The organism is Xenorhabdus sp. XBWT, assembly GCF_059072735.1.
Genome location: NZ_CM180990.1, coordinates 3,871,650 through 3,893,279, shown reverse-complemented (window position 1 = coordinate 3,893,279; position 21,630 = coordinate 3,871,650). Strand labels below are relative to the sequence as shown.

23 protein-coding genes and 1 pseudogene are annotated in these 21,630 nt (G+C 43.2%); 14 read left to right on the top strand and 10 right to left on the bottom strand.

Annotation, left to right across the window (positions count from 1 at the left end):
• Positions 1-83: 83 nt before the first annotated feature.
• From AC5JQI_RS17020 to AC5JQI_RS17010, 3 genes and pseudogenes are all read right to left on the bottom strand, one after another.
• Positions 84-434 (bottom strand): annotated as a pseudogene (locus AC5JQI_RS17020) (restriction endonuclease); the annotation flags it as partial.
• 168 nt (positions 435-602) lie between these two features.
• On the bottom strand, positions 603-1,361 hold the full coding sequence (locus tag AC5JQI_RS17015) for an FCD domain-containing protein (RefSeq protein WP_493913022.1): 759 nt from the start codon (positions 1,359-1,361) through the stop codon (positions 603-605).
• 106 nt (positions 1,362-1,467) lie between these two features.
• Positions 1,468-2,448 (bottom strand): TRAP transporter substrate-binding protein, encoded by a 981-nt coding sequence (locus AC5JQI_RS17010; protein WP_493913021.1) that lies wholly within the window; start codon positions 2,446-2,448, stop codon positions 1,468-1,470.
• A 247-nt stretch (positions 2,449-2,695) separates the two neighbouring features.
• Here AC5JQI_RS17010 and AC5JQI_RS17005 point away from each other — a divergent pair, with 247 nt between their 5' ends.
• The 6 genes from AC5JQI_RS17005 (at position 2,696) to AC5JQI_RS16980 (ending at position 8,954) form a co-directional block, all read left to right on the top strand.
• Positions 2,696-3,199 (top strand): TRAP transporter small permease, encoded by a 504-nt coding sequence (locus AC5JQI_RS17005; protein ID WP_237388227.1) that lies wholly within the window; start codon positions 2,696-2,698, stop codon positions 3,197-3,199.
• Between the two features lie 27 nt (positions 3,200-3,226).
• Positions 3,227-4,537, top strand: a complete 1,311-nt coding sequence (locus tag AC5JQI_RS17000; RefSeq protein WP_493913020.1) for a TRAP transporter large permease — start codon at positions 3,227-3,229, stop codon at positions 4,535-4,537.
• A gap of 100 nt (positions 4,538-4,637) precedes the next feature.
• Complete coding sequence (gene uxuA / locus AC5JQI_RS16995; RefSeq protein ID WP_493913019.1) at positions 4,638-5,828, top strand: mannonate dehydratase; 1,191 nt, start codon at positions 4,638-4,640, stop codon at positions 5,826-5,828.
• A gap of 23 nt (positions 5,829-5,851) precedes the next feature.
• Positions 5,852-7,339: a fructuronate reductase gene (locus tag AC5JQI_RS16990; RefSeq protein WP_493914723.1), complete on the top strand. Its 1,488-nt coding sequence runs from the start codon at positions 5,852-5,854 to the stop codon at positions 7,337-7,339.
• Positions 7,336-8,760 carry a glucuronate isomerase gene (gene uxaC, locus AC5JQI_RS16985; RefSeq protein ID WP_493913018.1) on the top strand — a complete coding sequence of 475 codons (1,425 nt, stop codon included), beginning with the start codon at positions 7,336-7,338 and terminating at the stop codon, positions 8,758-8,760. The genes AC5JQI_RS16990 and uxaC overlap by 4 nt, the downstream gene beginning before the upstream one ends.
• 23 nt (positions 8,761-8,783) lie before the next feature.
• A complete protein-coding gene (locus AC5JQI_RS16980) occupies positions 8,784-8,954 on the top strand; it encodes a hypothetical protein (RefSeq protein WP_493913017.1) in 171 nt (56 codons plus the stop codon).
• Here the strand turns inward: AC5JQI_RS16980 and AC5JQI_RS16975 are convergent.
• The 4 genes from AC5JQI_RS16975 to AC5JQI_RS16960 form a co-directional block, all read right to left on the bottom strand.
• Positions 8,930-9,637, bottom strand: a complete 708-nt coding sequence (locus AC5JQI_RS16975; RefSeq protein ID WP_493913016.1) for a hypothetical protein — start codon at positions 9,635-9,637, stop codon at positions 8,930-8,932. The genes AC5JQI_RS16980 and AC5JQI_RS16975 overlap by 25 nt on opposite strands.
• A gap of 184 nt (positions 9,638-9,821) precedes the next feature.
• Positions 9,822-10,142, bottom strand: a complete 321-nt coding sequence (locus AC5JQI_RS16970; protein WP_493913015.1) for a heavy metal-binding domain-containing protein — start codon at positions 10,140-10,142, stop codon at positions 9,822-9,824.
• 124 nt (positions 10,143-10,266) lie between these two features.
• Positions 10,267-10,608, bottom strand: a complete 342-nt coding sequence (locus tag AC5JQI_RS16965; protein ID WP_493913014.1) for a type II toxin-antitoxin system RelE/ParE family toxin — start codon at positions 10,606-10,608, stop codon at positions 10,267-10,269.
• Between the two features lie 23 nt (positions 10,609-10,631).
• Positions 10,632-10,859 carry a type II toxin-antitoxin system Phd/YefM family antitoxin gene (locus tag AC5JQI_RS16960; protein ID WP_237388303.1) on the bottom strand — a complete coding sequence of 76 codons (228 nt, stop codon included), beginning with the start codon at positions 10,857-10,859 and terminating at the stop codon, positions 10,632-10,634.
• A 625-nt stretch (positions 10,860-11,484) separates the two neighbouring features.
• Here AC5JQI_RS16960 and potA point away from each other — a divergent pair.
• From potA to potC, 3 genes are read left to right on the top strand one after another with little or no spacing between them, the layout of a single operon-like run.
• Positions 11,485-12,600 (top strand): spermidine/putrescine ABC transporter ATP-binding protein PotA, encoded by a 1,116-nt coding sequence (gene potA / locus AC5JQI_RS16955; RefSeq protein ID WP_323854323.1) that lies wholly within the window; start codon positions 11,485-11,487, stop codon positions 12,598-12,600.
• Positions 12,584-13,444, top strand: coding sequence for a spermidine/putrescine ABC transporter permease PotB (potB, locus tag AC5JQI_RS16950; protein ID WP_493913013.1), 861 nt, complete (start codon positions 12,584-12,586; stop codon positions 13,442-13,444). Before potA ends, potB begins: the two co-directional genes overlap by 17 nt.
• On the top strand, positions 13,441-14,220 hold the full coding sequence (gene potC, locus AC5JQI_RS16945) for a spermidine/putrescine ABC transporter permease PotC (RefSeq protein WP_092553962.1): 780 nt from the start codon (positions 13,441-13,443) through the stop codon (positions 14,218-14,220). Before potB ends, potC begins: the two co-directional genes overlap by 4 nt.
• Positions 14,221-14,328: 108 nt before the next feature.
• Here potC and AC5JQI_RS16940 read toward each other — a convergent pair whose 3' ends face one another.
• Complete coding sequence (locus tag AC5JQI_RS16940; protein WP_493913012.1) at positions 14,329-14,487, bottom strand: hypothetical protein; 159 nt, start codon at positions 14,485-14,487, stop codon at positions 14,329-14,331.
• Between the two features lie 207 nt (positions 14,488-14,694).
• Between AC5JQI_RS16940 and potD the strand changes: the two genes are divergently transcribed.
• The 5 genes from potD (at position 14,695) to AC5JQI_RS16915 (ending at position 20,913) form a co-directional block, all read left to right on the top strand.
• On the top strand, positions 14,695-15,747 hold the full coding sequence (gene potD, locus AC5JQI_RS16935) for a spermidine/putrescine ABC transporter substrate-binding protein PotD (protein WP_493914722.1): 1,053 nt from the start codon (positions 14,695-14,697) through the stop codon (positions 15,745-15,747).
• A 1,078-nt stretch (positions 15,748-16,825) separates the two neighbouring features.
• On the top strand, positions 16,826-17,824 hold the full coding sequence (locus AC5JQI_RS16930) for a 3-oxoacyl-[acyl-carrier-protein] synthase III C-terminal domain-containing protein (RefSeq protein ID WP_493913011.1): 999 nt from the start codon (positions 16,826-16,828) through the stop codon (positions 17,822-17,824).
• The gene (locus AC5JQI_RS16925; RefSeq protein ID WP_493913010.1) at positions 17,821-18,840 is read left to right on the top strand and encodes an NAD-dependent epimerase/dehydratase family protein; all 1,020 of its coding nucleotides are present in this window, start codon (positions 17,821-17,823) and stop codon (positions 18,838-18,840) included. Before AC5JQI_RS16930 ends, AC5JQI_RS16925 begins: the two co-directional genes overlap by 4 nt.
• Positions 18,833-19,639, top strand: coding sequence for an MBL fold metallo-hydrolase (locus tag AC5JQI_RS16920; protein WP_237387403.1), 807 nt, complete (start codon positions 18,833-18,835; stop codon positions 19,637-19,639). The genes AC5JQI_RS16925 and AC5JQI_RS16920 overlap by 8 nt, the downstream gene beginning before the upstream one ends.
• Positions 19,636-20,913 (top strand): F390 synthetase-related protein, encoded by a 1,278-nt coding sequence (locus tag AC5JQI_RS16915; protein WP_493913009.1) that lies wholly within the window; start codon positions 19,636-19,638, stop codon positions 20,911-20,913. The genes AC5JQI_RS16920 and AC5JQI_RS16915 overlap by 4 nt, the downstream gene beginning before the upstream one ends.
• Positions 20,914-21,030: 117 nt before the next feature.
• Here AC5JQI_RS16915 and AC5JQI_RS16910 read toward each other — a convergent pair whose 3' ends face one another.
• On the bottom strand, positions 21,031-21,285 hold the full coding sequence (locus tag AC5JQI_RS16910; protein ID WP_013185277.1) for a Txe/YoeB family addiction module toxin: 255 nt from the start codon (positions 21,283-21,285) through the stop codon (positions 21,031-21,033).
• Entirely contained in the window at positions 21,282-21,536 is a 255-nt protein-coding gene (locus tag AC5JQI_RS16905) for a type II toxin-antitoxin system Phd/YefM family antitoxin (RefSeq protein WP_237387405.1), read from the bottom strand. Before AC5JQI_RS16905 ends, AC5JQI_RS16910 begins: the two co-directional genes overlap by 4 nt.
• Between the last annotated feature and the right edge of the window lie 94 nt (positions 21,537-21,630).

Genomic DNA, 21,630 nt, shown 5'->3' with positions numbered 1-21,630 from the left:
TTGATCTCAAATTCGTATTACTGTGATGGCAAGTATACTAACAAAATATCTTCAACGTCGTCCTTAGTACTTTCTGAATGTGACTAATCAAAGTAGTCAGTATCTAATTTGGGAACTTTAAGCATACGCGAACTGACGCCAACTTCATTATTCATCATCAGATGTACCAAGCGATTACCATCAACCAGTACAAGCCCTTCAACAGATTGGGCGAACTTGACGGCTTGTGTGGTAAACCCTGATGTAGTGATGAAAACCCCGCGTTTGGCTTTATGGCCTGCAAGAGCACCGTAAAAAGCTTGTAATTCAGGTCGGCCTACGGTTGACTGCCAGCGTTTTGCTTGGACATAGACTTTTTCTAAGCCGAGTTTATCCAATGAAATAATGCCATCAATACCACCATCGCCCGTTCCGCCGACACGCTGTAAATCATCACAAGGATTTAATACCATTACTATGACTGAAATTGTATGAGTAATGCCTTATGACAGTAAGATTTCTGACCAGAAGTCTGTATTATTCCTTGCATCGTGAAGAATTGTATTATCTTAGTGATTGAGTAAATCACCGAATCTCAGTCACCCAAATAACCCCAGAAAATCTCACCTTCCAATCCCAACCGGATAAGACTCAAACAAATACCCATCAAAGTCAGGATCATCGACATCTGATAACTCCAGCAATCGCTGTTTCACGTTTTCCAGATGCTGCCACATGGCTTGTTTCGCAGCCACAGGGTCTTTTTTGACCATAGCAGCCAAAATCGCCTGATGATCATTCAGCCATTCCCGGCGGTAGTCGGTATTCGTGATCCGGCTGTGTAATTTCATCCACATCGGGTTATTTTCGCGCCATGTCCAAGACTGCTTTAGCAGTTCAACCAGCATGCTGTTATGCGTTGCTTGTGCGATGGCCAGATGAAATTCTCTGTCGCCGGATTCATCTTCACCTGATTCCAGATCATTTTTTTCTTTTTCCAGTACCTGACGCATATTGGCAATATCGATTGGTGTAACTTGGGTTGCCGCGAATTCAGCAATATTGCTTTCCAGTAATTGGCGTGCTTGTAATAACTCAAAAGGCCCTGCCGCATTCTCCACGTAAGTCTCAGCGGCTTTTGGCAGGTTGATGATGTAAATCCCCGAATTCCGGCCATAACCTTTGCGGACTTCAATCAGGTTCTCTAATTCCAGCATGATGATCGCTTCACGAATCAGGGCGCGGGAGACGCCAAGCATATCTGCGATTTCACGCTCTGGAGGGAGGCGATCACCGATCTTATAGTGATCAGTCGCAATGATTTGGCGTAATGAGTGGCCCACTTCCTGATAAGGCCGTTTGAGGTCTTCAATGTTCATCATTAAATGTCGCTGTAGGTTTAGTGTGCGTAAGGTGAACGACTAAAAATGATCTCATTTTAAGGTATTGCCCTTAGAAATATAACCACTCATAGATAAATGGAGGTATTTACTCAATTGTACGGATATGATCTACCATTTCAGAGAGTTCAGGGTTGGTTTTAGCAATGTCGTCATACATCGGTTTAACTGCTTCTTGGAAAGTCATTTTGTCCACGGTAATAAACTTAACATTTTGTTTTTCTGCTTTGGCGCGTTCTTCATTCTCTGATGTTTCCCAAAGTTGAGTCATGTATTTTGAGGAATTTAGCGCGGCTTTTTTCACGATTGCTTGCTGTTCATCCGTCAGTTTATTTAATGATTTCGTCGAGATTAGCAACACGTCGGGGATCATCGTGTGTTCATCAAGTGAGAAGAATTTCGTGACTTCACTATGACGGCTTAAGGTAAAAGAGGGAATATTATTTTCCGCTGCATCAATAACACCCTGTTGTAATGCGGTATAGAGTTCACCATAAGCTAAGGGGGTCGGGTTGCCTCCCAGTGCTTTTACCATTGAAATTGCTGATGGACTGGGTTGTACACGAATTTTCAGATCTTTTAGATCGTCAGGTGTATAGATCGGTTTTTTTGCATAGAAACCGCGTGACCCCGCATCATAGTAGGTCAGGCCAATAAAGCCGCTATTCTGGCTTGAACCGAGGATTTCTTTACCGATCTCGTTGCTGAGAATTTTTTGGTAGTGGGCTTTATCGCGGAACAAATAGGGCAGGTTAAAGACGGAATAGGCCGGAGAAAACGCTTCTAATTCTGCGGCATTGGATTTAACGATATCCAAAGCTCCGTTTTGCATCAATTCCATTGATTCACGCTGATTGCCCAGTTGAGCATCTGGATAGATACGGATGCGTATTTCGCCATCGGTTTTTTCTTTCACTTCATCAGCGAATTGGGTCATGGCCTTATGAACTGCATGGTCGCGGTTTTGATTATGGCTGAGTTTAAGCGTTGTTGCGGCAAAAGCCTGTGATGCACTCAGCGCAAACAGCGCGCCAATCACTGTATACAAAACGTGTTTGCTGTTTTTCATTTTATTCCCCAGAGGTAAGGATCAGGTTTTTGTTATTTTCTACGTGTAAACAGTAGCCATCACCAATGGGTTAAGCAAAATATAAAAACAAATTGGTTGACCATGATCGCAAATTTAGCGAATCATTGGTTTACCAATTTAAACTGTGATCTGATTCGCTTCTTTTCATTTATCAGTTCTTCTATGCTTTAAAGGCCGATATGGACATTGGTTTTATTGGTTAACCAAAAATGTAAGGGCAAGGCGTATGAAGAATCTTGTAGTGATTGTTAATAAAAGTTTGGCCTTTTTTACTATCTGCCTGTCGGTTTTTCTGGTTTTCTGCGTGTTATGGCAAGTGATTTCCCGTTATGTTTTAAGCGCACCCAGCACTGTGACAGATGAACTGGCGCGTTATCTCTTTATGTGGGTTGCCATGATTGGTGCTGCTTATACAACGGGTCAGCATCGTCATCTTGCTATCGATCTGCTGATGCTGAAATTAACCGGAATAAAGAAGAGTGTTGTCGGCCTGATTATTCAGGTGGCCATCATTGCATTTGCGGCCATTGTGCTTATTTACGGTGGTTGTGTTCTTGCCTCATCAACGCTGGCAAGTGGTCAAATCACGCCCTCTTTAGGTTGGCAGATGGGTTACATCTATTTATGTCTGCCCGTCAGTGGTGCATTTATGATTTTCTATGCGCTGGTTGATGTTATCTCAATTATTCAACACGTTTCAGGTCAACCACAATGGGTTGCCGGTAAATAATAAATTGTGGCGATGTGAGGTTATAGGATGGATTGGTATGTGATTTCCGCGCTCTTTGGCATATTTGCGGTACTGCTGGCGCTCAGTGTGCCCGTTTCATTTGCGATAGGTCTGTCCTCGTTAGTTGCAATTATGCTCACGTTACCGTTGGAATCTGCTATTGCTGTTGTTTCGCAGCGTATGGTGGCGGGAGTTGATAACTTCTCTTTATTGGCGATCCCGTTCTTTATTCTTGCAGGGAATATCATGAACCAAGGCGGGATTGCTGCACGTTTGATTAATCTGGCAAAAGTCATTGGCGGCCGTTTACCCGGCTCATTAATGCACGTCAATATTATGGCTAATATGCTGTTCGGGGCTATTTCCGGCTCGGCAGTGGCATCAGCGGCTGCGGTAGGCGGCACAATGGCGCCGATGGAGAAAAAAGAGGGTTATGATCCTGCGTTATCTGCTGCGGTGAATATTGCTTCTTGCCCTTCTGGTTTATTGATCCCTCCCAGCAATACGTTGATTGTCTATTCGTTGGTTTCTGGTGGCACATCCATTGCTGCCCTGTTTTTGTCGGGATATATCCCCGGTATTATCATGGGAATTTCACTTATGATTGTATCCGCCATTATTGCAAAGCGGAGATCTTATCCTGTTGCTGCCCAACCCACGTGGAACGAATTTTTTAATGTTGCGTGGAAAGCTATACCGTCATTAATGCTGATTGCGGTCATTATGGGGGGGATTATTGGCGGAATTTTTACGGCGACGGAAGCGTCTGCCATTGCGGTTCTCTATAGTTTTGTTCTGGCGGTGATCATCTATCGCGAAGTGAGTTTCAGGCAATTACCGAAAATCATCCTTGATTCAGCCGTCACTACCTCGATTGTTCTGCTATTAATTGGTGCTTCAATGGGCATGTCTTGGGCGATGGCAAACGCGGATCTGCCGTATCTGATAGCGGATATGTTAATGGCCGTTTCTGATAATCCACTGACGATCTTGTTGGTGATTAATATCATTCTCCTGATTGTCGGGATATTTATGGACATGACACCCGCTGTCCTGATTTTCACGCCGATTTTTTTACCCGTCGCGCTGGATATGGGAATCGATCCGGTTCATTTCGGCATCATCATGACATTTAATTTGGCGATTGGGATTTGTACACCCCCCGTCGGCAGTGCATTGTTTGTCGGTTGTTCAGTGGGTGATGTCAGTATTGATAAGGTCTTGAAGCCTCTGATCCCGATGTATATTGCGTTGATCGCGGCGCTGGCACTGGTCACTTATTTGCCTCAGTTGAGTTTATGGCTACCTGAATTGATTTTGAACTATACCCCTGCTTAACGTATCTCCCTTTTTATTGGTTAACCGAATGAAAGGTGAAGGGTGTAAAAGCGAAAACTGTTTATGAAAGAATGTTTATGAAGGAAAGAAGAGGTCAATCATGAAACAAACTTGGCGTTGGTATGGCCCGATAGATCCCGTTTCGTTGGCTGATATCCGTCAGGCGGGAGCAACAGGGGTAGTGACGGCGTTGCATCATATTCCCAACGGCGAAATCTGGCCTGTCGCTGAGATTGAAGAGCGTAACGCGCTGATTGAAGCCAATCAACTGGAATGGTCGGTGGTGGAGAGTGTGCCCATCCATGAAGATATCAAAACACATACGGGAGCATATGATCAATGGATAACAAATTATCAGCAGACTTTGCGTAATCTCGCTGCCTGTGGAATCAAAACGGTGTGTTATAACTTCATGCCTGTTCTGGATTGGACACGCACGGACTTGGAATATCCATTGCCTGATGGTTCAAAAGCACTGCGTTTTGATCAAATAGAGTTCGCTGTTTTTGACATTCATATTCTACAACGTAAAGGAGCAGAAAAAGATTATACAGATGAAGAGATTGCACAGGCGAAGATACGTTTTGCTGCAATGACAGAAGAAGAAAAACAAAAACTTATAAATACGATCATAGCGGGTCTTCCCGGCGCGGAAGAAGGTTATACCTTAGAAGAATTTCGCCAACACCTGGGACGTTATTCAGATATTGATAAGGCTAAATTGCATGAGCACTTTGCCTATTTCCTGAGAAAAATTATTCCGGTTGCAGAAGAAACCGGTATCAAAATGGCGGTTCATCCTGATGATCCGCCCCGCGAGATATTCGGTCTGCCACGCATTGTTTCGACGTTGGATGATATGCGCTGGATAGCTGAAACCGTAGACAGTCATGCCAATGGTTACACGATGTGTACCGGCTCTTACGGGGTGCGCGCAGATAATGATTTAGTGAAGATGATCAAATTATTTGGTTCACGGATCTATTTCCTGCATTTGCGCTCGACCCTGCGTGAAGAAAATCCACGAACATTCCATGAGGCGGCTCATCTTGCGGGTGATGTGGATATGTATGAAGTCATTAAAGCGATAGCAGAAGAAGAGCATCGTCGGCGGGAAGCGGGCGAAGAGTATCTAATTCCAATGCGTCCCGATCACGGGCATCAAATACTGGATGACCTGAACAAGAAAGTAAATCCGGGTTATTCAGCGATTGGCCGCCTTAAAGGACTGGCTGAGATCCGTGGTCTGGAACTGGGCATTCACCGTGCGTTTTATCGGGATAACGTCTGAACCTAAATATAAGGTGGAACATGATGGGAAAAAATCTTGCTAACGCTGCGATATCCGTTCCGTTTCCCGATTGGACAGCCGAGCGGCTTACCACACGCATCGTTCATTTAGGTTGTGGTGTGTTTCACCGCGCACATCAGGCGCTTTATACCCACCATTTACTGGAGCAAACGGACAGTGATTGGGGATTTTGTGAAGTTAATCTGATGTCGCAACAAAGTGCTTTGCTGATTGAAAATCTAAAAAAACAATCAATGTGCTATACCGTCGCAGAGAAAAGTCAGGATGTAACGACATTAAAAATCATCGGTTCGATAAAAGAGGCCATGCACCCATTAATTGATGGTGTTCAGGCCATCATCGAAAAAATGGCCAGTCCTGAAGTTGCCATTATCTCCTTGACCGTGACGGAAAAAGGCTATTGCATTAATGCTGCGACAGGGCATCTGGATTTGAACAATCCACTGATTATTGAGGATTTAGCTAATCCGTCATCACCTCGTTCTGCCATTGGTTATATTACCGCTGCATTAAAATTGCGTTTTGAACGCCAGTTATCGCCGGTAACCATTTTGTCGTGCGATAACGTTCGGGAAAATGGTCATGTTGCCCATCAGGCAGTGTTGGATTTGGCGCGTTTGCAAGATGGGAAGCTGGCACAGTGGATAGAACAACGAGTGACATTTCCTTCTACAATGGTTGACTGCATTGTGCCGGCAGTGACACCGGAAACTTTAACTGAAATTGCCCGGTTGTCAGGGTGGGAAGATCCTTGTGCCATTGCCTGTGAATCTTTCCGTCAGTGGGTGATTGAAGACAACTTTGCAAACGGGCGCCCAGATTGGCATCGGGTTGGTGCGCAATTTGAGGAAGATGTAACACCATTTGAAATAATGAAATTGCGTATGTTAAACGGCTCTCATTCATTTCTTGCCTACTTGGGCTATTTGGGCGGTTATGCGCATATTTCCGATACCATAGCAAACGTGGACTATCGCCGCGCGGTTCACACACTGATGCTGAATGAACAAGTGCCAACGTTGTTGATGCCGGAGAATACCGATTTAGTCACTTATGCGGAAAAGTTGCTCGAACGGTTTGCCAATCCCTCTTTAAAACATCAAACATGGCAGATTGCGATGGATGGGAGTCAGAAATTACCGCAACGCTTGCTCGATTCTATTCAGTGGCATATCGAAAAAGGAAGTGATTATCGATACTTGGCATTAGGCATTGCAGCATGGATGCGTTATGTCAGTGGTGTAGATGAACAAGGCCAGCCCATTGATGTGCGTGATCCATTAAAAGCGGTCTTTGCCGCCATTTATGCTAAACATGGGCTTGCTGTTGCTGTGGTTGAAGAGTTATTGGCAATTGAATCAATCTTTGGTGAAAAGCTGATTAAAAACCGTGACTTTGTCGGCAATGTGGTCAAGGCATACCAACGATTACTGGATGTTGGTGCTCGTCAAACTGTCGCAATCCTGTGCTCCCAAGGTGAAAAACAATGAAAGCCTTTATGCATGAAGATTTTTTGTTGAGTAATGATATTGCCTGCCGTCTTTATCACGATTACGCCGCCATGATGCCGATTTATGATTATCACTGTCATTTAAATCCAAAAGAGATTGCGCAAAACCGCCGTTTTGACAATCTCGGCCAAATTTGGCTGGAAGGTGACCATTACAAGTGGCGTGCCATGCGCTCGGCAGGAGTCGGGGAGGCATTGATCACTGGCCCTGAAACCAGCGATTATGAAAAATATCTCGCATGGTCAAAGACAGTTCCTATGGCGATTGGCAATCCGCTTTATCATTGGACGCATCTGGAATTGCGCCGTCCATTTGGCATTACCGGAAAATTATTCGGCCCTGACACCGCAGAAGCTATTTGGCATGAAGTGAATGAAAAACTTGCTCAGCCTGAATTTTCTGCCCGTGGCATTATGCAGAAAATGCAGGTGCGCATGGTGGGAACCACTGATGACCCCATCGATTCTCTGGAATATCACCGACAAATCGCAGCAGATAAAGACTTCACCATCAAAGTATTGCCAAGCTGGCGTCCGGATAAGGTCTTTAAAATTGAATCAGCGGGTTTTTGCCATTACCTCAAACGGCTGGAAGAGGCCGCTGATGTGGCTATTGTGTGTTTTGCCGATTTATTGGCGGCATTGGAGTGTCGTCTGGAACATTTTGGATATCACGGTTGTGTGGCATCGGATCATGGTATTGAAAACCTGCGTTATGCGGCGATCCCCAGCACATTATCTTTGGATAATATTTTGCAAAAACGCCGGCAAGGGCAACTGCTCAACGAATTAGAGATTGCGCAATTCACGACGGCTGTACTGGTTTGGTTAGGCAAGCAATATGCGAAGCGAGGTTGGGTGATGCAACTGCATATCGGGGCATTACGCAATAACAATACGCGCATGTTTAATCTGTTAGGGGCGGACAGCGGTTTTGATTCCATTGGCGATAATCCTATTGCTTATCCATTGTCCCGCCTGCTGGATGAAATGGATATGACTGATGAATTACCCAAAACTATCCTTTATTGCTTAAATCCTCGTGATAACGAAGTGATTGGTACGATGATTGGCAACTTCCAGGGAGGGGGAATCGCTGGAAAAATTCAATTTGGTTCGGGCTGGTGGTTTAACGATCAAAAAGATGGAATGCAACGTCAGTTGGAGCAGCTTTCCCAATTGGGGCTATTAAGTCAGTTTGTCGGTATGCTGACCGATTCACGCAGTTTCTTATCGTATACCCGCCATGAATATTTTCGTCGTATCCTCTGTAATATGCTGGGAAGTTGGGCCAAAAAGGGTGAAATCCCATACGATGAAAAAATGTTGGGGCAGATGATCCAGAATATTTGCTTCAATAATGCTGAACGCTATTTCCTGTTAAATAAGCCAATTGGATAAGTCAGTCAGATAAGGATTAAACAATGCGGGCCAAAAAAATTGCTTTGCTCGGTGAATGTATGATCGAGTTGAATGGCGAGCCATTTAGTTCAATGACGCAAAGTTACGGCGGTGATGTACTGAACAGTGCGGTATATCTTGCCAGAGCAGGGAAGGATACGCTGGATATCTATTCACTCCACAAAAAACGATAGCGTCCTTTTATTAGTCGCCATTTAGGGCTTTCGGCTGGTTTTAATACCATGAAAACTAGCCTGTGAGTTTTTATTTTGGTAAATCCTATATATGAATAAGAATCTTCGCTTTCATCAATTGGGGTTAGTTGAACCACACCGTTTTTTCCTAATTGATAAGATACATTTACTGCACACTCGATGAGTGAAATTCCACATCCCCTAATACCGGGATGTGTGGAAATATCTGAGATCAGAGGAATGTCAGGTAAAAGTTTTGGTGCATTGAGTAATTTCTTTTCTGTAATGGTCAGTACCAGCACCCCTACAGGAAACCCCCTGAAATTTGCTGCAAAACAATGATATTTCTCTTGTTGGCTAATATCTTCATTTAATACGCTACTGATTCTTTCCAATATAGATTGAAAAACGCCACAAGAATATATGCATCTGTTATTCCAATTTCTTAATTCCATATCCCTTCTTTCTTTTTTATCCAGTTTAAGTTTCCATTTGTTATTTTCTATTTCAAGTTTTAAGAAATTTGAGATTTCACATGCTCTTGATAAAGAAACTTTCTCGGAAGTTAATGATGCTTTAGCATCAAAAGAAAGGGAAGTTAGATTAGGACTGGATCTAAACCGATTTAACGAATTTAAATTATCCGAACTATTAATACTGAAAGATTTTGATCTGAATAACATAAATATGTCCTCCATCAGTAATGAAGATCTTACTTATTACCTAATTGGTATGGAGTAGTATGGTAGATATTATAGAATGGTAGAATATAAAAGAAAATTTTGTTATTCTGTGTCTTAAATCACATTAATATAAATTAAGCCATCCAATCGATGGCCTAACCTATAAACCCAGAACTATTGCTTTTTATACAATCTTAACCGCTGTCCCTGATACGGCAACCATCAGCATACCGCCATTTTTGCCGATGGTTTCATAGTCAATATCAATGCCGACAACCGCATTGGCACCTAAAGCTTGAGCTTGTGCATTCATTTCTGCAAAGGCAATTTCCCGTGCATTTTTCAATTCTTTTTCATAAGAGCCAGAACGCCCACCAACAATATCTCTGATCCCAGCAAAAAAATCCTTCACAATATTTACCCCAAGAATCGTTTCCCCGGTGACGACACCCAGATAATCTGTGATGGTATGCCCTTCCAGTGTGGGTGTTGTTGCATTCTTCATTATCGATCTCCATTTGATATTTCATTACTTTGTTCTTGGTACTCAGGTGGATTTATTTGCCACCTGAGATGGCTATACGTTGATATTGCAGGTCATTACTGGCGATTTGGGTAAGGGCTTCAGCTTAATAAGTAATAATTCGATTAAAAAGTAATGCCTGTATATCTTGTTTTTGATGAATAATGACATGAGCGATAACGATATCCGTGCTCCTATCAGAATCAATAGAATAAATCACCCTGTGGCCATTTTGAGTATTGCATTCACGATAATTTGTCACACCTAATTTAGCCAATTCAGGTGATATTTGGCAGCAGGTTGGCGAAAAGTTGATTTTTTTCTCAAATTCATCCAATGCCTTTTGAATGATAGGTAATGGTTCAAGTTCTTTTGTTCGCAAATATGAAGCTATTTCTCTTAAGGAAAATTTAAACGTTTCCGTATAATTAATTAAGATATCAGACATTTATTCCCCAAACACTTATTGATTTACAAATCTTCCAATAATTGCTCACGTGAATACAGTTTTCCTGCATCTTTATCTTTTTGAGAAATAGCCAGCAGTTTCAATAATGCAATTGCGCCATCTCTTTTTTGCCGTTCTTCATATGATTCAATAACATAAGCAGGTAAACCATTTTGGGTAACTAAGATGGGTTCTGATAGTTCAAGCATTGCAGCATGCTTTTTTACATAAGAAATAGTTTCAATTTTCATTTAAAACTCCTGATGAAAATATTTTCTGTTTTTAGGGGCTATCAATAGACGTTAATAGGTCTTAATTTAGACTATATAGAACCCACTTTCAATGTCTGTTTTTCGTTCTCAGTGTGGTGAGGGGGAAGTAGTTTGAATTCTTTGGGTATATACCTAATGGGTGATTATGGAGTTGCTCCCGCAGCTATCAGGATCGTCATTGTTGAAAGGAAACAAGGGACTTGAATGCCATCAAAGTGATAGTCATGTTTGTATTTCTTGGAAACTTGGGAGAGCGAGAGAGAATGGTTATGAGCGCTTTTTTGTGCCTGATGGAATGTATTGAAAAAAAAGAATATTTTTTTGACTGAAAAATAATCATCAGGAAGTTATTTCCAACAGGGGAAACGAGGTTCAAAATGGTGCTTCAATGTTACTATTCATGAAATGATAATAAAAAATGACACATTGTCATTGATTCGGCTTTCAATTTGGACGGACTGCGTTTATTATGCGCGCTTCGTAATTTCAACCGGCGCCACTGGCTTTGAGCTTTAGCGGAGAAATGATTCCTCCTGCCAGCTAACACAGTCTTTTCCCGTGGCGGTTCTATCTGCATTATTCCAAGGGATAGATGATAGCATAAATGACTGAGAACACCTCTCTGACTCCACTTGTGGAATTGAAAGCCTTGAGCAAAGGCTTCGACGGTAAACAAGTTATTTCACAGCTCGATTTGACAATCAATGATGGCGAGTTCCTGACCATTCTTGGACCATCCGGTTGTGGCAAAACCACAGTACTCCGTCTGATTGCCGGGCTAGAAGATGCGGACAGCGGCAAAATTTTACTGGAAGGGCTGGATATTACAAATATTCCTGCTGAACACCGTCACGTTAATACGGTCTTCCAAAGTTATGCCCTATTCCCTCACATGACCGTATTTGAAAATGTCGCTTTTGGGCTTCGAATGCAGAAAACACCGGAAAAAGAGATTGCTCCGCGTGTTGAAGACGCATTGCGCATGGTGCAGCTTGGAGAGTTTGCCCAGCGTAAACCCGCGCAGCTTTCCGGTGGTCAACAGCAGCGTGTGGCGATTGCCCGTGCGGTTGTGAATAAGCCTAAGGTATTGTTGCTGGATGAATCGCTGTCCGCACTCGATTACAAATTGCGCAAGCAGATGCAAAATGAGCTGAAAGCGCTTCAGCGCAAGCTTGGTATCACTTTTATCTTTGTTACCCATGATCAGGAAGAGGCCCTGGTAATGTCAGACCGCATCGTGGTTATGCGTAACGGGCGTATCGAGCAGGATGGTTCTCCGCGCGAGATTTATGAAGAGCCGAAAAATCTGTTCGTCGCCCGCTTTATCGGCGAAATCAATATCTTTGATGCCAGAGTATTACATCGCATTGATGAGCAGCGGATACGCGCCAATGTTGAAGGTCACGAATGTGATATCTTCACTACGCTGCCAGTCACTGTAGGGCAAATGCTGAAAGTGTTGCTGCGCCCGGAAGACTTGCGGGTGGAAGAGATCAATAACGGTGAGCAAGTCACAGGCCTGATTGGTTATGTGCGTGAACGTAACTACAAGGGTATGACGCTGGATTCTGTTGTTGAAATGGAAAATGGCAAAATGGTTATGGTCAGCGAATTCTTCAATGAAGATGATCCTGATGTTGACCATTCCCTGAACCAGAAGATCGCTGTTACTTGGGTTGAAAGCTGGGAGGTTGTGCTGGTCGATGAAGAAGACGCGTAAACTGTTCCAGAATATCGTCATTACGGGCATAGTATCGTGGTTGATGCTGTTTGTCTTTCTGCCGAATCTGATGATTATCGGAACCAGCTTCCTGACCCGTGATGATGCCAGTCTGGTGCAGATGGTATTTTCGCTGGATAACTACACACGGTTGTTCGATCCGCTGTATGCCGAAGTATTACTACACTCACTGAATATGGCGATTGTGGCGACGTTGTGCTGTCTGGTGATTGGCTATCCTTTCGCTTTTTTTCTGGCTCGTATGCCGAAAAAACTGCGTCCTCTGATGCTATTTCTATTAATCGTACCGTTCTGGACGAACTCGTTAATCCGTATTTATGGCTTGAAGATGTTCCTCAGTACCCGCGGTTATATGAATGATTTTCTGCTGTGGGCGGGGATTATTGATAAACCTCTGCGTATCATGTATACCCCCGAAGCTGTCGTGTTGGGATTGGTTTATATCCTGCTGCCATTTATGGTCATGCCGCTCTATTCCAGTATTGAGAAGCTGGATAAACCTTGTCTGGAAGCGGCCCGCGATTTAGGTGCGGGTAAGTTACAAACCTTTATCCGCATTATCATTCCACTGACGATGCCGGGCATTATCGCGGGTTGTTTGTTGGTATTGCTGCCTGCGATGGGGCTGTTCTACGTAGCTGACCTGATGGGCGGAGCGAAGAATCTGCTGATTGGTAACGTGATTAAGAGCCAATTCCTCAACATCCGTGACTGGCCGTTTGGCGCTGCGACCAGTATCTGCCTGACACTTGTAATGGGACTGATGTTGTTCGTCTATTATCGTGCGGCGAAGCTGCTGAATAAGAAGGTGGAACTGGAATGATCGGACGCCTGTTGCGCGGTGGCTTCATGACCATCGTTTATGCTTACCTGTATATCCCGATTATTATTCTGCTAATAAGCTCGTTTAACCAGTCTCGTTTTGGCATTAACTGGCAGGGATTTACCACTGAGTGGTACAGCCTGTTGTTCTCCAATGACAGCTTGCTGCAAGCTGCGGGGCACTCTTTGACGATGGCGGTAACGTCCGCTACGTTTGCCACGCTGATAGGTTCTCTGACTGCGGTTGCTTTGTATCGTTACTCGTTCCGGGGTAAAAAGTTCGTTGGCGGAATGTTATTTGTCGTGATGATGTCGCCGGATATCGTAATGGCGATTTCATTGCTGGTGCTGTTTATGCTGCTCGGCATTTCACTTGGCTTCTGGTCTCTGCTGTTCTCGCATATCACTTTTTGCTTGCCGTTTGTGGTCGTGACGGTTTACTCCCGCCTGAAAGATTTTGACGTCAAAATGCTGGAAGCGGCGCGTGATTTGGGGGCAGGTGAATTAACTATCCTGCGCAAAATCATCCTGCCGTTGGCAATGCCGGCGGTGATGGCGAGTTGGCTGCTGAGCTTTACCCTGTCGATGGATGATGTGGTTGTTTCCTCATTTGTGACGGGGCCGAGTTATGAAATCCTGCCACTGAAAATCTATTCAATGGTAAAAGTCGGGGTTTCGCCGGAAGTGAACGCGTTAGCAGCAATTTTACTGCTTATGTCGTTGGTTTTGGTACTGATTAGCCAATTTGTGATGCGGGATCGCACGGGTAAGTCTTAATATTAATTTAAGCGTGGTCAGTTTGTGGTTACGCTTTTCTTATTTGTAGCAACTTTCTTCATAGATAAACTATTTCAATAATCACGCCATTGGGGGAAATGAGCTTCATTATTTATCTGCCAGCTCCCTGTTTGATATATCGAATAGGGCGATAATCTCAGAAAATTCAGTATTCAGCTTCTCTTTCTGTAATGTTTCAGATTTTTCTTCACTGGTAATAGCCACAGTTGGTTTTTTAAGGTTGTGTGTGATAGTGAGTTCATTCATGAAATTACTTTCCTCTGTTTGTGCGTTTTATGTAATTTTGTAATCAAAAGAAATTAATTGTACAACTCGTCAACTTATATCATAACAAGTGGCTTTACCCTACAAAATGCGGCTCTTATAATAGCCGCTTTTTCGGGGATAGGTTCACGCGAGCCTATATGATACTAACTCACCAACTGCGAGGGGAAACACTGCATGAAAAACAACATGAAAAAGTGGTTCTGTCTGTTAGCCGCTGGGATGATGGCATTAAGCATTGGTTCAGTGAATGCCGCTGCCGCAGATGACGGCAAGACGCTGTATTTCTACAACTGGACTGAATATGTTCCGCCTGGTTTGCTCAACCAGTTCACTAAAGAAACTGGGATTAAGGTGATTTATTCCACCTACGAATCCAACGAGAGCATGTATACCAAGCTGAAAACCTATAAAGACGGCGCTTATGATTTAGTGGTTCCATCCACTTACTTTATCTCAAAGATGAGTAAAGAAGGGATGCTGCAAAAAATCGATACGAGCAAACTGAGCAATTTCCATAATCTTGATCCGAACTTGCTTCATAAGTCTTTTGACCCGAATAATGATTACTCTATCCCTTATATTTGGGGAGCAACGGCGATTGGCGTTAACAGTGATAATGTTGATCCTAAATCCATTGCATCGTGGGCTGATTTTTGGAAACCGCAGTATAAAGGCAGTTTAGTGTTGACTGACGATGCCCGTGAAGTCTTCCAGATGGCGTTGTTGAAACTGGGTTATTCAGGCAATACCACCAACCCGAAAGAGATTGAAGCGGCTTATCAGGAGCTGAGAAAACTGATGCCAAACGTACTGGCGTTTAATTCTGATAATCCAGCCAATCCATTTATGGAGGGTGAAGTGGATGTGGGCATGATGTGGCCGGGTTCCGCATATGTCGCACGCCAGTCGGGAACCCCTGTTGAGATTATCTGGCCGAAAGAAGGCGGAATTTTCTGGATGGATAGCCTGGCTATTCCTGCTAATGCCAAGAATGTTGATGGCGCGATGAAGCTGATTAACTTCCTGTTGCGCCCAGGAATCGCGGCACAAGTGGCAGAGAAAATCGGCTATCCGACGCCGAATCTGGCAGCAAAAAAACTTCTGCCTAAGGCAATGACAGAAGACAAATCGCTGTATCCGGATAATGTTATTATCGAGAAAGGTGAATGGCAGAGTGATGTTGGCAATTCAAATATCCTGTATGAAGAGTACTACCAAAAATTGAAAGCAGGTCAGTGATCCTGAATTCAGCTGAATCATGGGGGAGCTTTGGCTCCCCTTTTTAATTTACGGACATCATTTAAAAATAAATTCAATTGATTGGTGAACAATTCCTGTTAGCTATGCTTCTGGGAACTCTCTCTTGCCGTTGTGTGAGGAGCAGGGAAGTGATCTACAATTTTGAAATATTACTTATATGCCAATATCAGAAGAATATTTATCATTAATAAAGTGAGATATGGAATTTTTTTTAAAAAGACTCTTAGATTAATGTAGTTATTATTTGATTTTTTCTCTTTAATCAAGATTCTCTTTCTATTCCCTCAATTGCCTGATAAATAGTAGTCTACAATAATCCTGCAAGCCTGAGCTTAGAACTTATTCAATTAGATTCTGAATTTCTGTTCTGTTTCCAAACTACAACTTGAAAGACGACGGCATATACACAATGGATTTCAAGTTGCATCGCGACGGCAAGAGAGCAAATCCCCGGGAGCATAGATAACTATGTGACCGGGGTGAGCGAGCGCAGCCAACAAAGAGGCATTTTGGAAGACGAAGTGTATAAATATTATTAAAAGTAAATTCAGATTATTTAGATAAATAATATCAGTTTTTTTATCCTTAATATATATGATTTTATTAATGGAGATTTGAATTTTATTTGAGAAAAAATTGGGAATGCCAGATTAATTATTAATCTATATTTTACTATTATAAGGTGTTCTAATTGTTCATTGATGAAATTAAAACTAAAATAAATTATTTTTTATGATTAAGTAAAGTTAGTTAAGTTGTCAATTAATATTAATTTTTATTTCACACAAATTCAACAAGTTCGATGATTAAATCTCATGATGCTCTTTTTTCATTAAAAAAATTTTATAACATTGAAATGGTGAGTTGGTAAAAATTATTATTTTTCATATAACTGTGTCAGGTATTTCATTTTAGTAATATGATGTATCATAAATATTTACTTCCTGTTTAATGGACTATCTGATAAATACTAATTTGTTCGTACCTTACACTCAGAACTCACTTCATATTCTGAAAATACATTTGAACAAAAATTTAACATTCGGAAGTGATAAAAATGAAAAACTCAAATGAATTGATCCCATTAAAGATCATTGCCTCTGGTACTGCTTTGCCTGAATATAAAATATATTCATCCGATTTAGATCTGAAATTTAATAAACCGAATGGGTTTGTACAAAAACGTTCGGGTATTGAATATCGTTATCATTCTGACTATGAGGCTTCTCCGGCTAAATTAGCCGCTGAAGCATTGCATGGTACTTTAAAAAATCATCAAATTTCGCCGGATTCTATTGATCTTCTGATTTCGGCTTCTGCTATTCCTATTCAGGCTCTGCCTTATTCAGCAGCACATATTTTAAAAGAGAGCCAATTAAACGCGGGAACTGCCTGTTTTGATATTAATTCAAGCTGTGTCAGTTTTGTCTCAGCCCTGAATGTTGCTGCTGGGTTGCTGGCGCTCAGGCAGTATCGACGCATCGCCATTGTTTCTTCTGAAATGGCTTCCCGTGGCATTGATTGGTCACATCAAGAATCCTCACTGATTTTTGGTGATGGTGCGGCTTGTATGATTGTTGAAAGAGGGGATGGGCAAAGCGGGATTGTTACCTATAAACATGAAACTTACCCGGAAGGAGTGGAGTTATGTGAGATTCGTGCCGGCGGAACTCGCAGGAATCTCCGTACGGGAATGGAAGATAGTGACTTCTTGTTCCAGATGCAGGGTAAGGCTTTGTTTAAATTGACGGCTTCATTAATTGAAGGTTTTACTGAGCGTGTACTTGCCAGCGCCGATCTGACTATGTCTGAGATTGATACAGTGATCCCTCACCAAGCCAGCCATCTGGGGTTAGAACATATCCGCAAACGGCTGAATATCAAGGATGAAAGGTTTGTGAATATCTACCGTTATCGCGGCAATCAGGTTGCTGCCTCAATCCCAAGTGCACTTCATGAAGCAATTATTACAGATCGTTATTACGGACGAGATTATGTGATGTTGCTTGGTACGGCGGCGGGGCTTTCATTAAGTGAGATGATTCTGAAACCATGAAAATTCTTGTAACTGGAGCAACAAGTGGCTTAGGGCGTAATGCCGTGGATTACTTGTTAGCGCACGGGGAAACGGTCGTGGCAACCGGGCGTGATAAGCGGGCAGGAGAAGTCTTGTCCCAACTGGGAGCAGAATTCCGCTGTGCTGAACTGGCGACGTTAACAGTGGATGAAGCCGTTGAACTGATGTCAGATTGTGATGCGGTCTGGCATTGTGCCGCCAAATCATCGCCGTGGGGTAATCCTGATGAATTTGAACGTATCAATCTGACTGCGACATACATGTTGGCACAAGCGGCGGGAAAATGTGGTATCAAACGGTTTGTGCATATATCTACACCCGCCGTCTATTTTGATTTTTCACACCAACAAAATATTACCGAAGATCAGCGTAGCCAACGCTTTGCCAATGATTATGCCCGAACGAAATTCTTGGCTGAAGAGTGCATACTCCAGATTATTCCGCGCTACCCTGAAACAACTTATATTATTCTGCGTCCCCGTGGGCTGTTTGGCCCACATGACAGGGTATTATTACCGCGTTTGCTGGCACAGGTTAAAACCAGCAAAGGGGTAATGGCTTTACCTGCGGGTGGAAAAAATGTACTGGATCTCACCTATGTCATGAATGTCGTCCATGCTATGTCATTGGCAACTTATCGTGAAGATTTACAGAATGGGGCAATATATAACATTACTAATCAGCAGCCACAGCCATTGGCGAAGACTTTAGGATTGCTATTTGACGAGATGCAGTTCGGTTATCGGATAAAATCATTACCTTACCCACTCCTGTATGGGGTTGCGGCGGTGTTGGAAGCGGTTGCTGCTATCACCCGAAAAGAGCCGTTATTGACTCGCTACGGCATTGGAGCCGCTTATTACTCCATGACACTGGATAACTCAAAGGCAAGGGATGAACTGGGTTATACGCCCGTTTATACCATGGAAGAAGGGATTCATTTTACTGCAAGTTGGTTAAAGCAGATAGATGAGCAGGCGGGTTCACATGGTTAAGATGCGTATATTTGAAGTGGGATATTGCACCCATCCCGGCTGCGTGGCACTGAAAGGTGCCAGTTTTCGTGTCTGCAATTTCCCTGCCCGTGCATGGTTGCTGGAATGCAATGACAAACGATGGTTGCTTGATACAGGGTATGCCAGCCATTTTTACGATCATACTCGCACAGGCATCATCCGGCTGTACCGAACTGTCACGCCTGTCTACTTTGATACCAAAGATTCATTGGTGATGCAGCTAAAAGAAGATGGCATCCAACCACATGATATTGATGGCATCATCATTTCTCATTTTCACGGTGATCATATTGCCGGATTGCGGGATTTTCCTCAGTCCAAATTTATATGTTCTGGGGAAGGCTGGCAGCAAACGCGTCATTTACGCGGTATTTCTGCATTGACGCGGGCGTTTGTGCGGGGATTAATTCCGGAAGATTTTGAATCCAGAGTCAGTTTCTATGAAGGGTTTGAAATCTGTTCTCTGCCGGAAGAGTTGGCAGTATTGGGTGACGGTTATGCCGTGCCAGAGAGCCAGAAACAGATAGTTATTGTGCCGTTACCCGGTCATGCAGCGGGGCATATTGGCCTGTGCGTATTGACCGAGCAGGGTTGGATATTGCTGGCAGGTGACGCTGCATGGTCACCAACTAACTATCGTGAGCTGCGTGGGCCGGCAAAATTAGCCAATATCATTATGGATGACAGCCGCGCTTATTACGAAACATTGAATAAGTTACATCAGATTGACCAAAAGCAAATTCCCATCCAGCTATGTCATGAGGGAGATTTGGAATGATATTCAAAACGCTCTGGTGCTATTGGCGCGCCAAGAAACAGTGGAAATTCACCCATCGTCAGCAACTCGAACAGCATCAATCAAAAGAACTGGCGGCATTTCGGCACAATACCCTGACCAAAAGCCCTTATTTTGCCCCTTACGGTGATTTGCCGTTGGCAGAATATCCATTGATGAACAAAGCCATCATGATGGAAAACTTCGATCAGATGAATACAGCGGGGCTTAAGCGCGACGAACTCTTGGAATGCGCACGATTGAGTGAACAATCACGGGATTTCAAACCAACGGTTGGCAAGTTCAGCGTTGGTATGTCGTCAGGCACATCAGGGCAGCGGGGTATCTTCGTTATCAGCCCTAAAGAGCGGAGTATCTGGGCAGGAACCATGCTTGCCAAAATGCTGCCGAACGGCTTATTTCACGGTGAACGAATCGCACTTTTTTTGCGGGCGGGAAACAATCTTTACGATAGCGTTCAGAACCGTTGGATATCTTTCCGATTTTTTGATTTGTTCGCAGATTTTAATCAGCAGGTACAAGCGCTGGTGGAATACCAGCCGACTATCGTTGTTGCCCCTGCCCAAGTGTTGCGCGGGTTGGCACTGAAGATCCAGCAAGGTGAAGTGTCATTGTCACCGGCTAAAGTGATTTCAGTAGCAGAAGTACTGGAACCGCAAGATCGCCAATTGTTGCAGAGTGTATTTAAGGAAGTCGGTGAAATCTATCAGGCGACGGAAGGTTTTTTGGCGTGTACTTGCCCGCATGGAACGCTGCATCTTAATGAGGAATTTCTCCATATTGAGCCAAAATGGATCGATGAATCGCGTTTTAATCCCATCATCACGGATTTTACGCGGGAAACCCAGCCTATTGTGCGTTATCAGCTTGATGATATTTTGGTGATAAAGAGAACGCCCTGCACTTGTGGTAATCCGGCACTGGCGATAGAGCGCATTGAAGGACGCAGTGATGATCAGTTGGTTTTGCCTGCGCATAATGGAGAAAACGTCAGTATTTTTGCTGATCCTTGTTCACGGATTATTGCCAATACCTTGCCGCTGACGAGCGATTATAGGCTGACTCAGGCGGATTTATCGCTGCGTCTGGAAGGCGATTGTGATATTGCGATCCTGCAACAATGCCAGTTTGCATTGACTGATTATTTTGTTAAACAAGGTGTCGATGTCGATAAAATCGAATGGCAGTGTGTATCACAGACGATATCGCCGGATCTGTTTAATAAACGCCGTCGGATTATCAGGAAAAAGGCATAGTTTGGGAGTATTTAAATAAGTTTGGAATATATTGTTTGCAATAGCGCAATCATACCAGAGGTGCCGATTGCGCGTTTTTATTTTGAAAAGTCGAGCAGGAAAATTTACCTAATAAAATTAGTAGTGATAGCGACATTGAACAATAATTATTGCGGTGTCTGTAACCTTATAAACTAGGCGATGCTCACGATCAATCCGCCTGGACCAGTATCCTGACCAGTTATGTTTTAAGGGTTCAGGATCACCTAGCCCATCAAAAGACTGTCGGGCAATATCCTTAATAAGAGTATTAATGCGTTTTAGGGTTTTTTTATCGGTTTGTTGCCAATAAAGATAATCTTCCCACGCCGTTTCTGCCCAAGATAGAATCATTCTTCCAGTAAGCCTTTTTCAAGGATTTTACTACGTTCTACTTCAGTAATAGCTAGGTTTAAGCGTGCTGCATTTTTAGGGCTTGCCATCAAATAAGCCGTTTCTTCATAAGCCCGAAAATCCTCCAAACTGAGTACAACTGCTGGCTTACCATTCTGACGAGTGATCATCACGGGTTGGTGGTCATCATTCACTTTATCCAGAGTTTTAGCTAAATGAGTTCGAAATGCTGAATAGCTCATAACATTCATGGTCATTACCTCACAAGACTTGAGTACTTAACATTGTACTTGTACAATGTTAAGTACTCAAGTCTGTTTTATGGCTAAAGCCATAATCAGATTG

Bases quoted from the DNA above. Each gene is read 5' to 3' on its own strand.
- AC5JQI_RS16980 (WP_493913017.1), top strand. From the start codon at position 8,784: ATGCGGGCCAAAAAAATTGCTTTGCTCGGTGAATGTATGATCGAGTTG.
- AC5JQI_RS16960 (WP_237388303.1), bottom strand. From the start codon at position 10,859: ATGAAAATTGAAACTATTTCTTATGTAAAAAAGCATGCTGCAATGCTT.
- AC5JQI_RS16975 (WP_493913016.1), bottom strand. From the start codon at position 9,637: ATGTTATTCAGATCAAAATCTTTCAGTATTAATAGTTCGGATAATTTA.
- AC5JQI_RS16940 (WP_493913012.1), bottom strand. From the start codon at position 14,487: ATGAATGAACTCACTATCACACACAACCTTAAAAAACCAACTGTGGCT.
- AC5JQI_RS16915 (WP_493913009.1), top strand. From the start codon at position 19,636: ATGATATTCAAAACGCTCTGGTGCTATTGGCGCGCCAAGAAACAGTGG.
- AC5JQI_RS16970 (WP_493913015.1), bottom strand. From the start codon at position 10,142: ATGAAGAATGCAACAACACCCACACTGGAAGGGCATACCATCACAGAT.
- potD (WP_493914722.1), top strand. From the start codon at position 14,695: ATGAAAAAGTGGTTCTGTCTGTTAGCCGCTGGGATGATGGCATTAAGC.
- AC5JQI_RS17010 (WP_493913021.1), bottom strand. From the start codon at position 2,448: ATGAAAAACAGCAAACACGTTTTGTATACAGTGATTGGCGCGCTGTTT.
- AC5JQI_RS16905 (WP_237387405.1), bottom strand. From the start codon at position 21,536: ATGAATGTTATGAGCTATTCAGCATTTCGAACTCATTTAGCTAAAACT.
- AC5JQI_RS16920 (WP_237387403.1), top strand. From the start codon at position 18,833: ATGGTTAAGATGCGTATATTTGAAGTGGGATATTGCACCCATCCCGGC.
- uxuA (WP_493913019.1), top strand. From the start codon at position 4,638: ATGAAACAAACTTGGCGTTGGTATGGCCCGATAGATCCCGTTTCGTTG.
- AC5JQI_RS17015 (WP_493913022.1), bottom strand. From the start codon at position 1,361: ATGATGAACATTGAAGACCTCAAACGGCCTTATCAGGAAGTGGGCCAC.
- AC5JQI_RS17000 (WP_493913020.1), top strand. From the start codon at position 3,227: ATGGATTGGTATGTGATTTCCGCGCTCTTTGGCATATTTGCGGTACTG.
- AC5JQI_RS16965 (WP_493913014.1), bottom strand. From the start codon at position 10,608: ATGTCTGATATCTTAATTAATTATACGGAAACGTTTAAATTTTCCTTA.
- uxaC (WP_493913018.1), top strand. From the start codon at position 7,336: ATGAAAGCCTTTATGCATGAAGATTTTTTGTTGAGTAATGATATTGCC.
- AC5JQI_RS17005 (WP_237388227.1), top strand. From the start codon at position 2,696: ATGAAGAATCTTGTAGTGATTGTTAATAAAAGTTTGGCCTTTTTTACT.
- AC5JQI_RS16930 (WP_493913011.1), top strand. From the start codon at position 16,826: ATGAAAAACTCAAATGAATTGATCCCATTAAAGATCATTGCCTCTGGT.
- potC (WP_092553962.1), top strand. From the start codon at position 13,441: ATGATCGGACGCCTGTTGCGCGGTGGCTTCATGACCATCGTTTATGCT.
- AC5JQI_RS16990 (WP_493914723.1), top strand. From the start codon at position 5,852: ATGGGAAAAAATCTTGCTAACGCTGCGATATCCGTTCCGTTTCCCGAT.
- AC5JQI_RS16925 (WP_493913010.1), top strand. From the start codon at position 17,821: ATGAAAATTCTTGTAACTGGAGCAACAAGTGGCTTAGGGCGTAATGCC.
- AC5JQI_RS16910 (WP_013185277.1), bottom strand. From the start codon at position 21,285: ATGATTCTATCTTGGGCAGAAACGGCGTGGGAAGATTATCTTTATTGG.
- potA (WP_323854323.1), top strand. From the start codon at position 11,485: ATGACTGAGAACACCTCTCTGACTCCACTTGTGGAATTGAAAGCCTTG.
- potB (WP_493913013.1), top strand. From the start codon at position 12,584: ATGAAGAAGACGCGTAAACTGTTCCAGAATATCGTCATTACGGGCATA.